This is a genomic window from Nonomuraea helvata (genome assembly GCF_039535785.1).
Taxonomy (GTDB): domain Bacteria; phylum Actinomycetota; class Actinomycetes; order Streptosporangiales; family Streptosporangiaceae; genus Nonomuraea; species Nonomuraea helvata.
Genome location: NZ_BAAAXV010000001.1, coordinates 845,364 through 859,991 on the forward strand (window position 1 = coordinate 845,364; position 14,628 = coordinate 859,991).

General features: G+C 72.6%; 11 protein-coding genes. 5 read left to right on the forward strand and 6 right to left on the reverse strand.

All coding sequences use genetic code 11. The features are described from left to right. The 3 genes from ABD830_RS03750 to ABD830_RS03760 all read left to right on the forward strand — a co-directional run bounded on the left by ABD830_RS03750 (window position 1) and on the right by ABD830_RS03760 (window position 4,019). A complete protein-coding gene (locus ABD830_RS03750) occupies window positions 1-1,878 on the forward strand; it encodes a S9 family peptidase (RefSeq protein ID WP_344984882.1) in 1,878 nt (625 codons plus the stop codon). Further along, window positions 1,875-3,137 carry a M20/M25/M40 family metallo-hydrolase gene (locus ABD830_RS03755; protein ID WP_344984883.1) on the forward strand — a complete coding sequence of 421 codons (1,263 nt, stop codon included), beginning with the start codon at window positions 1,875-1,877 and terminating at the stop codon, window positions 3,135-3,137. Before ABD830_RS03750 ends, ABD830_RS03755 begins: the two co-directional genes overlap by 4 nt. Window positions 3,138-3,416: 279 nt before the next feature. Further along, window positions 3,417-4,019 carry a TIGR03086 family metal-binding protein gene (locus ABD830_RS03760; RefSeq protein ID WP_344984884.1) on the forward strand — a complete coding sequence of 201 codons (603 nt, stop codon included), beginning with the start codon at window positions 3,417-3,419 and terminating at the stop codon, window positions 4,017-4,019. Between the two features lie 2 nt (window positions 4,020-4,021). Here ABD830_RS03760 and ABD830_RS03765 read toward each other — a convergent pair whose 3' ends face one another. The 3 genes from ABD830_RS03765 to ABD830_RS03775 all read right to left on the reverse strand — a co-directional run bounded on the left by ABD830_RS03765 (window position 4,022) and on the right by ABD830_RS03775 (window position 5,997). Next, window positions 4,022-4,765, reverse strand: a complete 744-nt coding sequence (locus tag ABD830_RS03765) for a DUF427 domain-containing protein (protein WP_344984885.1) — start codon at window positions 4,763-4,765, stop codon at window positions 4,022-4,024. A 28-nt stretch (window positions 4,766-4,793) separates the two neighbouring features. Then, window positions 4,794-5,459 carry a hypothetical protein gene (locus tag ABD830_RS03770; protein ID WP_344984886.1) on the reverse strand — a complete coding sequence of 222 codons (666 nt, stop codon included), beginning with the start codon at window positions 5,457-5,459 and terminating at the stop codon, window positions 4,794-4,796. 70 nt (window positions 5,460-5,529) lie between these two features. Next, entirely contained in the window at window positions 5,530-5,997 is a 468-nt protein-coding gene (locus ABD830_RS03775) for an adenylyltransferase/cytidyltransferase family protein (RefSeq protein ID WP_344984887.1), read from the reverse strand. A 186-nt stretch (window positions 5,998-6,183) separates the two neighbouring features. Between ABD830_RS03775 and ABD830_RS03780 the strand changes: the two genes are divergently transcribed. Beyond that, window positions 6,184-6,627, forward strand: a complete 444-nt coding sequence (locus ABD830_RS03780; protein ID WP_344984888.1) for an ATP-binding protein — start codon at window positions 6,184-6,186, stop codon at window positions 6,625-6,627. 63 nt (window positions 6,628-6,690) lie between these two features. Here ABD830_RS03780 and ABD830_RS03785 read toward each other — a convergent pair whose 3' ends face one another. The 3 genes from ABD830_RS03785 to ABD830_RS03795 all read right to left on the reverse strand — a co-directional run bounded on the left by ABD830_RS03785 (window position 6,691) and on the right by ABD830_RS03795 (window position 13,176). Then, on the reverse strand, window positions 6,691-11,118 hold the full coding sequence (locus ABD830_RS03785) for a polymorphic toxin type 27 domain-containing protein (RefSeq protein WP_344984889.1): 4,428 nt from the start codon (window positions 11,116-11,118) through the stop codon (window positions 6,691-6,693). Between the two features lie 79 nt (window positions 11,119-11,197). Beyond that, window positions 11,198-12,058, reverse strand: a complete 861-nt coding sequence (locus tag ABD830_RS03790; protein ID WP_344984890.1) for an FG-GAP-like repeat-containing protein — start codon at window positions 12,056-12,058, stop codon at window positions 11,198-11,200. A gap of 143 nt (window positions 12,059-12,201) precedes the next feature. Further along, complete coding sequence (locus tag ABD830_RS03795; RefSeq protein WP_344984891.1) at window positions 12,202-13,176, reverse strand: helix-turn-helix transcriptional regulator; 975 nt, start codon at window positions 13,174-13,176, stop codon at window positions 12,202-12,204. 138 nt (window positions 13,177-13,314) lie between these two features. On the opposite strand from ABD830_RS03795, the gene thrS reads away from it, so the two are divergent. Then, window positions 13,315-14,559, forward strand: coding sequence for a threonine--tRNA ligase (gene thrS / locus ABD830_RS03800; protein ID WP_344987616.1), 1,245 nt, complete (start codon window positions 13,315-13,317; stop codon window positions 14,557-14,559). Window positions 14,560-14,628 lie beyond the last annotated feature (69 nt).

Genomic DNA, 14,628 nt, shown 5'->3' on the forward strand with positions numbered 1-14,628 from the left:
ATGAGCATTCGACCGATCGACGTGGCCCGTACCGACGGCGGCCCGCTCTGGGTGGAGGCGGTGGCCACGCCCTCCGGTGTGGAGGTCTGGTGGGACGAGCCGCGCCCGCACGAGGGCGGGCGGCGCTGCGTGGTGCGCCGCCTCCCTGACGGCACCCGCACGGACGCGCTGCCGCAGGGCTGGAACGCGCGCAACCGGGTGATCGAGTACGGCGGCCGCTCCTGGCGCCCGCTGCCCGGCGGCGGCCTGGTCTTCACCAACTGGGCGGACCAGCGCCTCTACCGCCTCGACGCCGCGGCCGCGCAGGAGTCCGGCGTGCCGGTGCCGCTCACCCCGGAGGGGCCGGCACGCTACGCGGACCTGTACCTCCCGCCCGGCCGCGACGAGGTCTGGGCCGTGCGCGAGACGGACGACGTGCGCGACCTGGTGGCGGTGCCCCTCGACGGCGGCCCCGCCAAGGTGATCGTCGAAGCCCAGCACTTCCTCATGAACCCCCGCCTGTCCCCCGACGGCCGCCACGTCGCCTGGATCGGGTGGGACCACCCGAACATGCCCTGGGACGGCACCGAGCTCTGCGTGGCCCCCTTGCGGGAGGACGGCACGGCGGGTGAGTACCGGGTGGTCGCCGGAGGCCCCGAGGAGTCGGTCGCGCAGGCCGAGTGGCGCGACGGCACCAGCCTGTACGCGGTGACCGACCCCACCGGCTGGTGGAACGTCCACCTCGTCCACCTCGACGGCTCCCCCGGCCGGAACCTCACCCCGATGGAGCTGGAGTTCGGCGCGGCGGCGTGGAAGCCCGGCATGACGTACCTGGCCATCGCGGACACGGGTGAACTGGCCGTCGTGTACGGCACCCCGGACCACCGTCGTCTGGGCGTGCTGGACCCGGAGACCGGCGGCCTGCGGGAGATCGGCGGCCCGGCCACCTACTGGTCGTCCACCGTGTCGGTCGCGGGCGGCAAGGTGGCGAGCGTGGGAGCGACCCCGTACACGCCGCTGGAAGTGACCCTCGCCGACCTCGAGGAGGGCGGCGCGTGGGAGGTCGTGTCGGCCCGCAAGCCGCTCCCTGACCGCGACCTGCTCCCCGCTCCCGAGGCCGTGACGATCGAGGGCGTGCACGCGCACCTCTACCCGCCGGCCGGCGCCCAGGGCCCCGGCCCGTACGTGATCTTCGTGCACGGCGGCCCCACCGGCAGCCACCCGGTCGTGCTCGACCTGGAGATCGCGTACTTCACCAGCAGGGGCATCGGCGTGGCCGTGGTCAACTACGGCGGGTCGACGGGGTACGGCCGGGCCTACCGCGAACGGCTGCGCCACCAGTGGGGCGTCGTGGACGTGCAGGACTGCGCCAGGGTGGCCAGGGGCCTGGTCGAGCTGGGCCGCGCCGACGCCGCCAAGCTCGCGATCCGCGGCGGCAGCGCCGGGGGCTGGACCACGGTGGCCGCGCTCGTGCACAGCGACGTGTTCGCGGGCGGGGTCGCGCACTACGCGATCACCGACCCGGAGAGCTGGGCCGCCGAGACGCACGACTTCGAGTCGCGGTACCTGGACGGGCTGGTGGGCCCGCTGCCCGAGACGCGGGACCGCTATACCGAGCGCTCGCCGCTCCTGAACGCCTACCGCACCTCGGGCCCGTGCCTCATGCTGCACGGCTTGGAGGACGCGATCGTGGACGTGAGCCAGGCCGAGCGGTTCACCGCGGAGCTGGACAAACATGGCAAGGAGTGGGCCCTGCTCACCTACCCCGGCGAGCAGCACGGCTGGCGCAGGGAGGAGACTATCGTCGCGGTGCTGGAGGCCGAGCTGGCCTTCTACGGGCTGATCTTCGGGATGGAGACGCCTGAGGTGCCGCCGCTGACACTGAAGGGGAGAGCGTGAAGAGCGTCGCCGAGATCTGCTCGGATCTGATCAGGTTCGACACCACCAACCCGGGCTCGGGCGAGCGCCCGGCCGCCGAGTACGTGGCCACGCTGCTGGCGGACGCCGGCATCGAGCCGGTGGTGTTCGAGTCGGCGCCGGGGCGGACCACCGTCGTGGCCAGGATCGACGGCGACTCCCCCGACGCGCTGCTGGTCCACGGCCACCTGGACGTGGTGCCCGCCGACCCGGCCGAGTGGCGGATGCACCCGTTCTCCGGCGAGATCACCGACGGCTGCGTGTACGGGCGGGGCGCGGTCGACATGAAGGGCTCGTGCGCGATGACGCTCGCGACCGTGCTCGACCTGGCGGCCCGCGGCGTACGTCCGAAGCGCGACCTGGTGCTGGCGTTCCTGGCGGACGAGGAGGCGACGGGCGACTACGGCTCGCGGCACGCGGTCACCGCGCACCGGGGGCTGTTCGACGGCGTCACGGAGGCGATCAGCGAGTCGGGCGGCTTCAGCGTGGCCTCCGGCGGGCACCGGGTCTATCCGATCGCGGTCGGCGAGCGCGGCACCGCCTGGATGAAGCTCACCGCGCACGGCGTGGCGGGCCACGGCTCGCGGCCTCCCGTGGACAACCCGGTCGCCACGCTGGTGCACGCGCTGTCGCGGCTGGCCTCCCACCAGTGGCCGGTACGCCTGACGCCGTCGGTCGCGGCGCTCATCCAGCACCTGTCCGAGATCACCGGCCGGCCGATCGACCTCGACCGCCTGGACGAGGAGGCGGCCCGGCTCGGCCCGCTGGGCAGCCTGTTCAAGAGCCAGATCCGCAACTCGGCGAACCCGACGATGCTGGACGCCGGTTACAAGGTGAACGTGGTGCCCTCGACGGCCGAGGCGCACGTGGACGGGCGCTACATGCCGGGGACGCAGGAGGAGTTCCTGGAGACGATCGACGCGCTGCTCGGCCCGAAGATCACCCGTGAGTTCGTCAACCTGGAGGACGCGCCCGACGCCCCGTACCCCTCGGGGTTCTTCGACACGCTGGCGGGCGCGCTGGTGGCCGAGGACCCGCTCGCCCGGCCGGTGCCGTACGTGATGGCGGGCGGCACCGACGCGAAGTCCTTCGCCAGGATCGGCATCAAGGGGTACGGTTTCGCGCCTCTGATGCTCCGGCCGGACCTCGACTACTTCGGGATGTTCCACGGCAAGGACGAGCGGGTGCCGGTGGAGGGCCTGGAGTTCGGCACGCGCGTCCTCGCCCGTCTCTTCACCTGACCGCCCGCCGCGTCACGCCGCGGGGCCGAACCACGTGGTGGGCGCGTCGCCGAGCCCGTCGCGCCCACCCGCCCAGGCGACGAGCCGTCAGGCCGGACGAGCGGCGCGCCCGCGTTCCCGCCCGCGGCGAGCTCGATGCAGCCCATCGCCGTCCTGAGCTCCCGCCCCCTGGCTCGGGGCTCGGCTCCGCGCCCTCCCTGTTTCCAGCGGGCGCGCGAAATAGTGGAACAAATCATTCCGTTCTGATAGGGTGAGGGCATGACGAAAGGGGGCTCACCGATGAGCGACCACACCACCAGCGGCTGGGACGTACTGGACGCCTCGCACGAGGCGCTGCGCCGGGTCGTCGGCGCCGTTCCCGCCACGGCCTGGCACCTCCCGACGCCCTGCTCGGCCTGGGACGTCACGCAGGTGCTCCAGCACGCGGCAGGCGACCAGATCGGCTTCGCCGCCGCGATCACCGGTGAGCCCGGCCCCGCCTTCAACCCGTTCGAGCCGTCGGGCGAGCTGGAGGGCGACCCCGCGGCGTTCACCGAGGACGCGCTGGCGCGCTCGGCCAGGGCATGGGCCGGCGTCGACCAGGGCGCCGTCGAGGTGCCCACTCCGGTGCCGCCGCACAAGATGTCGCCGTGGTCCGGCTCGGCAGCGTGCGCGCTCGACGCGGCCGTGCACGCCTGGGACATCGCGGTCGCCACGGGTCAGGCGTCGCCGCTGACGCCCGACCTGGCCCGCCCGTTGCTGAAGGTGGCGCAGGAGATCGTCGAGCCGCTCCGCGCCTGGGGCGCGTACGCGGCCGTGCTGGAGCCGGAGCCTGGCGACGACGACGTGGCGGCGCTCCTGCGCTACCTCGGCCGCGACCCCCGCTGGACCCCCTCTGCCTGAGCTCAGGCGAACTTGGACTTCGGGCGCTCCTGGAGCTCGCCGTCCAGGTAGATGTCGAGCTTCTCGTTGTAGAACGCGATCAGCCCGGCGACCTTCTCGCTCTCCGGCAGCGGCGTCCGATAGGACCAGGCGAGGTCCTTTTTGCCGTTGACCGTCCAGTATTCCGCCGTGCCCTTGTACGGGCAGTGCGTCACCGTGTCCGTGTGCTCCAGCAGGTCGAGCCGTACGTCCGTCTTCGGCAGGTAGAAGCGGGCGGGCAGGCCCGTCTCGAAGAGGATGCGCGGGCTGCGGGAGTCGGCCACGGTGACGCCGTCCACCTCTACCCGCACGTGCCGCGAGCTCGCCAGGATGTCGACCCTGGTGTACGGGTCGCGCGGGTGGACGTAGACCTCCTCGTCCTCCTCGAACCAGGCGTCCATGGCGTCCCACTCGAAACGGACGTGGTCGCGGATCTGCTCCAGCGGCGAGTCGCGGTAGACGAGCGCCGCGTCCGCCGCCTCGGCCGTGCCCGAGGTGACGGTGTGCACCAGGCCGTCGCCCCTGCTCGGCGAGTGACTGGTGGCGCCGGTGGCCTTGAGCGCGGACTCGTCCACGTCCGCCAGCGGGAAATAGTAGGTGGGGTAGTACGGGACCTCCCACACCAGGAGAGCGGAGGTGGTGTCGGCCACCACCCGGCCGCCGAGATAAGCCCTCACACGCTTGGCCGTGCGCTCGACGCGCACCCGGCCGCGGTTCGTGACGTCCATGTTCGCGGCAACCCCGGGAATACCACCACTATTCCGGCCCGCCGGGGTGCCTCCGTGTTCCGGCCGGCCGGGGCGCCTCCGGGGCCCGCCGGGGCGCCTCCGGGGTCAGCCCACGCCGAACGCGGCCAGCGTCCCCCCACGTCGTCAGCGTCCCGGCCGCCGCCCCCACGACCACCTGGGGCCAGGTGTGGTGCGTGAGACGTACCCGCGCCCAGCACACCAGCGCCACGACGGCGGCCCCGGCCAGCGCGGTCGGCCAGGAGGGCAGCACGTGGGCGAGCACCACGACCGTGCCCGCGGAGACGGCGGCGTGGAAGGAGATCTTCCAGCGCAGCGTGACGGGAACGGTCACGGCCAGCGCGGCCAGCATCGCCGTCACGGTGGCGACGAGCAGCGTCGGCGCGCCCATCACGACCAGCAGCGCCAGCGCCGCCAGGACGGCAGCCACGGCGGCGAGCAGCGGGCCGGTGCGGCGGGCGCGGTCCACGATGTGGTGCGAGTCGAGGCGGCCCGACCGCACGCCCAGCGCGATCACCGCCGCCGGCACGCCGCCGCAGAACGCCGAGGCCAGCAGGCCCCACGCGGCCCCGCTCCACCCCTGGGCGACGAGGCCGACGACGGGGGGCATGACGATCACCAGCACCTGCGGTGCCAGGAGGTTCGTCACGCGTCTCGCCACCAGATCGGCCGTCATGTCAGGAGAGATTACGCGATCTTGGCCGCCCGTCCGGTCACCGACTCCCGCACAAGGCCCAGGCCGGTCGCTAGCCCTTGCTCACCGCGTTCACGATCCGGGTCGTGGACCGGCCGGGGATGGAGGCCATCTCCCAGCACTCGCTCCCCAGGATGGCCGCCGCGGCGGCGCGGGCGCCCGCGTGCGGGTCGCCCGCCGTGTGGGCGAGCGCCCCCGGACGCATGGGCCCCAGCAGGTCGATGTAGTCCTCCGGCCCGTGCGCCTCGGGCGGCCCCGTCACGATGAACACGCCGCTCACGAACCGGAGCGCGGCCAGCACCTCGGCCCGCTCCTCCGCGGGGTTGAGCGGACGGCTCGGCCCCTTCCACGCCCGCACCCGGGGATCGTCCTCGACGCCGACGACGAGCGGCAGCCCTCGTTCGGCCACAGCCCGCAGGTAGCGCACGTGGCCGACGTGCAGGATGTCGAAGACGCCGGTCACGACCGCGGCCCCCGGCCGGTCGTACGGTTGAACCCACACGGCCTCGAGGCTGCTCACGCGACCTCCCACGCTCTCCCCCACGGTCCGGACGACTCGTCGATCGCAGCGTACTCGGTCGGCATCCCCTGTCGCGCAGGCGGCTGCCAGCAAGGCCTTTCCTACCTTTTCGCGGTAGCCTCCGGCGCGCCGCCGGCGCGTCTCATAACGTCGCTGGATATTGGGGCCGATTTGGGGGAGGTCGCCGTGGCACCGCCGGACTTTCATCGCCTCGACGGGAACGGCTCCGGGGATCTGGTGGCAAGACTGCCGGGCGTTCCGTCACAGGTGTCCAGGGCCAGGGGTCTCGTGACCGCCGCGCTCGGCCGCGACCATCCCCTGTACGACGACGTGGCGCTGCTCACCAGCGAGCTGGCCACCAACGCGATCCTGCACACCAGGTCCGGGTCGGGCGGCTCGTTCACGGTGACCATGACCAGTTCGGAGACGGCGGTGCGGGTGCTCGTGTCGGACGCCGGGTCGGACGGGCCGCCGTGCGTGTGCCGTACGAGCGCGCAGTCCACCAGCGGGCGGGGCCTGCCGCTGATCGAGGCGCTCAGCCACCGCTGGGGCTTCACGCGGGAGGACGGCACGACGACGGTCTGGTTCGAGCTGCTGCACACCCGCGTCCCCGCCGGCGTGGCCGTCTAGCCCGCCATGAGCGCCAGGCGGGTGGGGTGGACCGGCCGCCCAGTGAACGGCCGATCCCTGTGTTCAGTTGGTCAGGGGGTTGCGCGGAAACACCTGCTTGACCTCCCCGTCGACGGTCATCCGGAAGTCGATCCACTCCCATTCGGACGTTCCGGCCTTGACAGATTGCCGGATGTCCATCAGTTCCCACGCGGTTCCAAGGCCGTTGGAGTTGTTCGCCGCCGCCTCCCAATCGTGGAGCAGGTCGTTGTCGTCGGCCCGTTTCAGCAGAATCGACACCGCCTCGTCGGCGTCCGCGGCAGGAATCCCCTTGTTGACGTCACGCATGACGCCGTCCAAGGTCACGGTGACCCGGACCCGTTCATCGCGTATCGCCGACGAGACCCCAGTCATCCAGAGGGGGCGTCCTTGGGGATTGGCGGAGTCCGGGAACTTCAGGGCGGGGTTGTTGAACGTATAAGCCCCGGGGATACTTTTGGCGAGGTTGTCGGAGTGCGGGTTGATGCCCAGAACGACGTGGTCGCCGGGCTTGACGGTGACGAAAGGGGTCACGCAGTCGTTGTGCACCAGGATCGGTGTCGAGCCCGCGTACACGTAGTACGTGTGGTCGGTCTCGACCTCGAAGTTGTACACGTCCACCGGGCCGTCCACCGCCGAGACCGCGACGACTCGCTCGGTCGCGCCGGAGTCCGTCTGGAGCGGGTCGCCCGGGCGGAGGTCCTCCGCGGGGGTCCATCCCCGGCCCCGCACCCAGAAGCGATGACCCTCGGTCGGTGACAGGGTGCCGTCGGCCGTGGTGATCCGTACCAGTGAGCCGGCCGTTCGGTGGAACAGCCGGGTGACCGCGCGCAGACTCCGCTTACCGGTCGCCGGATCGGCCGACCAGACCCGGTCGCCGACCCGGATGTCCTCGATGCGGCGTGGGCCGTGCTCGGTCTCGACGAGCGTTCCGGCGGGGAAGCACTTGCCGGCCGCCAGCGTCTCACCCACCGTGCGCTCCAGGCCGGCCACCGCCTGGGCGGGCAGACCGGACCTGCGGAGCTCGAACAGGGCCTTGGCGATGGAGCCGCCGTCGCGCAGCGCCGCGCGCATGCCCACCGCGTACCTGTATCCAGCCGTGATCATCGGCGGGACGACGATGCCGCCGATGGCCCAGGCGCAGTTGGCGGTCGATCCGCCCGTGCCGGAGACCTTGCGCCAGCAGCCCACGTAGTCGTGGACCAACGCTTTCATGAAGCCCTCGAGGATGGCGCGGCTCAGCTCCTTGCCGTCGATGTGCTCGCGCCTGGTGAAGCGCACGTCGAACGGGGCGCTGCCGAGATAGTCGAGCTCCAGGGCCACCGGGCAGTCGGCGATCTCGTGGCCGGACGAGGGACAGGAGACCAGGAAGTACTCCTGCGTCCCCCACATGTGGTGCTCAAGGTCGATGTCGCAGCCCGAATCGCCCACGCAGTCGCTCTTCGGGTTGGCCTCGTACCAGGGCTCCCACGTGAGGGCGATCACGCCGGGCAGGCCCGTGGGGCCCTGCTCGGAGGCCTGTTCGGACTCGCGTTGCCGATCCGCCTCCTCCTCCGTGCGCCGGGCTGCCTCCTGGGCCTCCTGGGCGGCCTCGCGTGCGCGGGCCGCCGCGGCCTCGGCGGTCGCCGCGTCCTTCTCGGCCTGGGTGGCGACGTCGCGGGCCTTGGCGGCGTCGTTCTCGGCCGCGGTGGCGGCCTCGCGAGCGGAGGCGGCGTCCAGCTCGGCCTCGTCGGCCGAGTTGCGGGCGTCGCCGGCGCACTCCTCCGCCGCGGTGGCGGCGGCGTCGGCGGCGGCCGCGTCCGCGGTGGCCTGGCGGTCGTACTCGACGGTGTTGGCCTCGGCCTTCACCGCCGCCTTGGCCGCCGCTGCCGCCTCGGCCGCCGCGTCCCGCGCCGTGGCGAGGGAGGCCACGGCCCTGGCCGCGGATTCCGCCGCGTCGGCCGCCGCGGTGGCGGCCGCCTTGGCGTCGGCGTCGGCTTGGGCCGCGAGCGCCGCGGCCTCGGCGGCGGCCTTCTTCGCCTGGGCGGCCTTGGCCTGGGCGACGGCAGCCTGCTGGGCGGCCAGTGTCTTGGATGCCTGGGCGGTCAGCACGGCCAGGCCCGCGGAGGCGTCGGTCTCCTTGTACGGTGAGCCGAGCTCGATGGCGTCGTTGGCCGGCTTGATCACCTGAGCGGACGAGTCGCGGGCGGCCAGCGCCGCCTGGGCGGTGGCGTAGGCGAATCCGGCGGTCTTGACCGCGCTGGCGTGCGCGGCGTCGGCCTCCTTGTGCGCGACGGCCGCGTCCACCTTGGCCTGCACCGCCTTGGCCTTGGCAGTCTTCGCGTACTCCTCGGCGTCGCGGACGTTGATGGCCGCGTCCCACGAGGCCTTGATGGCGTCGGCCGCCGCCGCGTGGGCCTTCTTGACCGAGGCCTCGGTGATCGTCACGTCCCGCTGGGCCGCGTCGGAGGCCGCACGCGCGCGGGACGCGGAGGCTTCCGCCTTGGTGGCCGCCTCGCGGGCCGCGGTCGCGGCGGTGGTGGCCTCGTCGGCGGCGCGGCGGGCGTTGACCGCGGCGGTCGTGGCCCGGTCGGCGGCGGAGCGGGCCTGGGTGGCCGCGGCCCTGGCGTCCTCGGCGGCGTCGGTGCCCTCCACGGCCGCGGCGTGCGCCTCCGCGGCCGCGGCCTTGGCCAGCGCGGCGTCCCGCTGGTCCTCGGCCTGCAGGGCGTCGTTGCGTGCCGTGACGGCCTTGCGCTCGGCCTCCAGCGCGGCGTTCTTCTTCCCCGCCGCGACGTTGCCCGCCGCCTGGGCGTCGCCCAGCGCGGTGGCCGCCACCTGCCGCTCGGACTGGGCCCGCTGTTCCGCGGCGGCGGCGTTCTGGCGTTCCCTGGCGGCGATGTCCTTCTGCTGCTCGGCGTTGTCGCGCTCGGCTTCGGCGATCTCCCGCTTGGCGCGGGCGTCGGCGGCGGCGTTCTTGGCCGTCTGCTCGGCGGCCTCCGCCCTGGCCTGGGCGCTCTTGGCCTTGGCCGCGTTCTCCACCGCGAGGGCGGCCTGGACGGCAGCGCCGTCGGCGGCGGCCTTGGCCTGCGCCGCTGCCTCCTCGGCGGCCATCCGCCGGAACTCGGCCTGCGAGGCGTGCGCCTGGGTCTCGGCCAGCGCCATCAGCGTCTTGCTGTCGGCGGCCGAGGCGCGGGTGGCGTTGGAGGCGGTCTCGGTGGCCTTGGCCACGGCCAGCGTGGCGGCGGCCGAGGCCCGGGTGACCTGGACGGCCTGCTGGCCGTAGAGCAGGCCCCGGCCACGCGGAAGATGAGCGGCGTCGGCGATGGCATACGCGGCCTGCTGGGCGGTCACCGCCGCGGCGGCGTGCTGCTGCGCCGACTGCGCGGCACGCGAGGCGACGAACACCCGGCCGAGCGCCATCGCCTGGGCCTTGACGATGTCGTTCTTGACCTTGGCGAACTCCGCCGCGCTCGGGTAGGACAGGTCGTCCGGCGACTGCTTCAGCCAGTACGCCTGCCATTCGGTCAGCCGGCTCCCGATGATCGACTGGCCCAGCGCCTCGCCCAGGGCCTGGGAGGCGATCTGAAGGTCGGCGGCGGCCTGGGCCTCCTCGGAGAGGATGGTGTCACGCTGGGCGCGCTGACCGTCGACCTCCTGCTGCCACTCCGCCGACGCCGTGGCGAACTCGGCACTCAGCACCCCGTGCGGGTCCGCGGGGTTGCCGGTGGTGCAGGAGGCGTAGCGGGCCTTGAGATTCTCGACGTCGACCCGGAACTCCATGCTGTCCGGATCGGGGGCGCCGGTCGGGAAGCCACCGCGCTCCAGGAAGGCCCGCGCGTCGTCGGCGTACATGGGGTGGTCGGCGGTCAGGTCCTTCCACGCCTGCCGCCCCTCCTCGTCGTCGCCACCGGCCGGGTAACGCTCCGCGGCGATCTTGTTGACCGCGTCCACGGACTCCTTGGCGGCCCGCGGGGTCTGGTCGGCGTAGAAGTCGTCCTCTGTCTGCCAGAACTGGTTGGAGATCCAGGAGGACAGACCCACTTTGCTGAACGGGCTGTCCTTGATCGTCTGGAACGCGGCGTCCGTGTACCCCTTCGGGGGCGGGACGGCGAGCGACTCCTCCCACACGTAGTGTCGGTCGTTGAGCTCGTCCAGCTTGGCCCCGGTCCACTCTTCGTCCTGGTCGAAGGCGGTGTGCAGCGGGGTCGGCGGGTCGGCCCAGTAGTCGTCGGCGGCGTTGCGCAGCAGGACGTCGTCGGCGCCGCCCAGCCCGGCGCGGGCGACGGCCTTCATGCCCTGGCCGCCCTTGCGCTGCATGGTGGTGAGCAGGCACTGGGCCGCGCGGACCGACGCGGCGTGCGCGAGGTCGTACTCGGCGGCGTCGGCGAAGGCGGCCGCCGGGCCGATGCCGGGCAGGGGCGCGAGCTGCGCGCCGGAGACGACGACGGCGGCGGAGGTGAGGGCCGCCGCGGTGGCGCGCAGCCGGCCTAACAAAGGGCGCCGGGCACGGCGCGATGAAGAGGCGTGGGTGAGCATGGTCAGCTTTCAGCCGTAGATACAGGGACGGGTGCGCTCAGAAGAAGGCGTTGAAGGCGTTCCAGCCGGCGTTGCCGATCTTCTCCTTGGCGGCAAAAGGAGCCGAGGAGACGCCGGTGCCCTTGAACAGCCACAGCGCCCCGGCAGAGTCGCGGGCGATCAGGTCGGCCTTGCCGTCCCCGTTGTTGTCGCCGGTCGAGACCAGCGCGGTGTAGACGTCCCAGCCGGTGCCCGCGCTGACGCGGGTGCCCAGGATCTGGTTCTCGCTGAGGCCGCCCGTCCCCGGATAGATGTAGAGGGTTCCGGCGGTGGTCCTGGCCAGCAGGTCGTTCTTGCCGTCGCCGGTGTAGTCGCCGTACCCGGCCAGGACGTCCATGCCGTTCCAGCCGGCCTTCCCGGCCTGGACGCGGGCGGCGAGACCTCCGTCGGAGCGTCCCGGGTAGAGCCACAGGGCGCCGGCCGTGTCCCGCGCGATGATCTCGGGCGAGGCGCTGCTGCCCATGTTGCCCGGGGTCATGATCAGGTTGTAGACGTCCATGTTCGAGGCGACCGGCATGGTCGAGGTGCCGCGCTCGGCGGTGTAGTAGAGCTCGCCGCCCAGGCGGAAGAACAGGTCGTTGCGGGTACCGCCCTCCGAGGTGGTGGCGCGCAGGATCGCCGTCGCCGTGGAGAAGCCCCCGCCGAGGTCGACGGGGCTCTGCAGGCCGCCGGCGCCCTTGGGCTCGTAGGCGAGCAGGTGGCCGTCGCTCGCCCGGCGTACGAACAAGGGCAGCATGGGCGCGCCCGCCGTGGCGGCGGACACGGCGGGTGCGGTGAGCAGCGAGCCCAGCACGGTGAGCAGGGCCAGCGCTGCCAGGGTTCTGGTACGGGATAACGCCCGGTGTACGGGTTTGGACATTCGACGAGACCTCGCACGACTAGGAGGAGAAGCGATCTTCCAAGGCGTCCACGATACACAATTATGGAGCACGCGCTCTGTTATTGAGGCAGGCGGGCATCGGGTTCATGATCTGGATCAGCGATCGAAGGGCAAACGCCAGGTCAGACGTCGAGGCGGCACAGGCCCTCGGCGAGGGCCTTGGTGGTGAGGCGGGTACGGCTGTCGCAGCCGAGCTTGGCGAAGATGTGCTCCAGGTGGGTCGTCACCGTGCGGACGCTGAGCACGAGGGCGGCGGCGATCTGCGGGTTGGAGTCGCCAGCGGCCACCCGGGTGAGCACGTCCACCTCTCGCCCCGTGAGGTCGTACGGCAGCAGGCAGGGCCGCTCGGCCACGATGGCGCCCTGCAGCGCCCCCTGGAACCCGACGCCGGCCCTGATCAGCCGTAACTCGTGCCAGCGCCCGCCGCGGTCGGGCCAGAGCCCGTGCCTGTTCAGCTCCCGCGAGTCGATGAACGCCCGCGCGAACGCGGCCATCGCCGGGTCGTCCCACAGCACGGCCGACGTCTCGTGCCCGGGGACCTCGCGCCGGGTCCCCACCCGGTCGAACGCGACCGCCCGGAAGTCGGGCGGCAGCCCCACCGGGTCGATCACACATCTGGTCAGGTCGGTGACGTGCGCGAGCATCGGGCTCACCGCCGCGAGCAGCTCCCCCGTGATCCGCGGGAAGAAGGCGTCCTTCGTGGCCAGGTGCAGCAGCCCCGTGTAGCGGCCCTCGCTCAGGAACAGCGGCGCCGTCAGCCCGGCCTGCCACCCGTAGGGGGCGAGGTGGCGGCGGAAATAGCGTTCGGTGTCCGGCTCGGGCATGCGCACCGGGGCGCGGGTGGCCCGGGCCCTGCGGTACGCGTCGAGACCGGCGTACTCCTCGGCCGCGTCGCGGTCGATGCGCCGGTGGCCGTCGGAGACGACGCTGTGGTGGCGCCCCGTGGCCGGATCGAAGGCGACGAACTCGTACGCGTCGACGGGGACCACCCGGCGCAGCGCCGCCATCGCCGCCTGCGCGCCGCCACCGCCCGCGACCTGGTAGCCCACCTCGGCGAACGCCTGCAGCTGGCAGACGTCCAGGGTGATCTCGGCCACCAGGCTTTTATACCATTTGCCAAACCTTGAGAGCTTCATGAAGCTTTTTTTCATGAGCTCACGGACGTACCCGGATGCTACGGTGAGATCCATGCAGCGCGCCTTCGTCACGACGACGCCGGACACCGTCCCGGCGCGCTGAATCCATGCTTCCCGGGCGGACGCCCGGGAGTCTGGTCGTTCGCCCTTTCCACGAAAAGGACGATCATGAACGACCACCGCAGGCTCGGCCGCGAGCTGGCCATCTTCGACACCGACCCGCTGATCGGCTCCGGCCTCCCCTACTATCTCCCCGCGGGCGCGGCCGTGCGCAAGGCCGTCGAGGACTACGTCCACGAGCTCGAACGCCGCAACGGCTACCGGCACGTCAACTCGCCCGTGCTCGGCAAACGCGAGCTGTACGAGAGATCGGGCCACTGGGCGCACTACGCGGAGGACATGTTCCCGCCCATGAACGTGGGCGGGGAGGAGTTCGTGCTGCGCCCCAGCCTGTGCCCGCACCACGCGCTCATCTACCGCTCACGCGGGCGCAGCCGCCGCGAGCTGCCCCTGCGCCTGGCCGAGCTGGGCGGGCAGTACCGCTCCGAGCTGTCCGGCGTCCTCGGCGGCCTGACCAGGGTGCGGGCCATCCAGCTCAACGACGGCCACGTGTTCTGCGCGCCCGAGCAGGCCGCCGCCGAGGTGGCGAACGCCCTCGACCTGGTCGAGGCCGCGCACGCCCAGCTCGGCATCCGGGCCGCCCGCTACCGGCTGTCGCTGCGCGGCGACGGCGACAAGTACGTGGACGACCCGGGCCTGTGGGCGCGCTCCGAGGCGATCCTGCGCGACGTGCTGAACGAGCGCGGCCGCGACTTCGACGAGGAACGCGGCGAGGGCGCCTTCTACGGCCCCAAGATCGACATCCAGATCGTGGACCCGGCGGGCCGCGAGACCAGCCTGTCGACCGTCCAGGTGGACTTCTTCCAGCCGGAGCGCTTCGACCTGCGCTACGCCGGGGGCGGGCGGCCCGTCATGGTGCACCGCAGTGTCGTCGGCAGCATCGAGCGCCTGCTCGCGCACCTCATCGAGGTCCATGGGGGCGCGTTCCCCGCCTGGCTGGCGCCCGTGCAGGCCGTGGTGCTGCCGCTGTCGGACGCCAAGTTGCCCGCCGCCGAGGACCTGCTGCGCCGCTGCGTGGCCGCCGGGCTGCGGGCTGAGCTGGTGCCCGCCGATCGGGGCAGCCTCGGGGCCAGGATCAGGGCGCACCGGCTGGTGCCGTACCAGCTGGTCGTGGGGGCGCGCGAGGCGGCGAGCGGCGGCGCGTCGGTACGGCTGCGCGACGGCAGCCAGGCGGGTGACGTGCCCGTGGAGCGGCTCGCGGAGGAATCGCGACCTTTGTTCTGAAACTCGGAAATCGAAAAGGTAACGGAGTCTTCCCCCAGCGTCTGAACGACTCGTAAAGTCCGCTGCAAC

Excerpts from the sequence above, each read along its gene's own strand:
- ABD830_RS03750 (WP_344984882.1), top strand. The coding sequence starts at position 1 with ATGAGCATTCGACCGATCGACGTGGCCCGTACCGACGGCGGCCCGCTC.
- ABD830_RS03760 (WP_344984884.1), top strand. The coding sequence starts at position 3,417 with ATGAGCGACCACACCACCAGCGGCTGGGACGTACTGGACGCCTCGCAC.
- ABD830_RS03765 (WP_344984885.1), bottom strand. The coding sequence starts at position 4,765 with ATGGACGTCACGAACCGCGGCCGGGTGCGCGTCGAGCGCACGGCCAAG.
- ABD830_RS03770 (WP_344984886.1), bottom strand. The coding sequence starts at position 5,459 with ATGACGGCCGATCTGGTGGCGAGACGCGTGACGAACCTCCTGGCACCG.
- ABD830_RS03790 (WP_344984890.1), bottom strand. The coding sequence starts at position 12,058 with ATGTCCAAACCCGTACACCGGGCGTTATCCCGTACCAGAACCCTGGCA.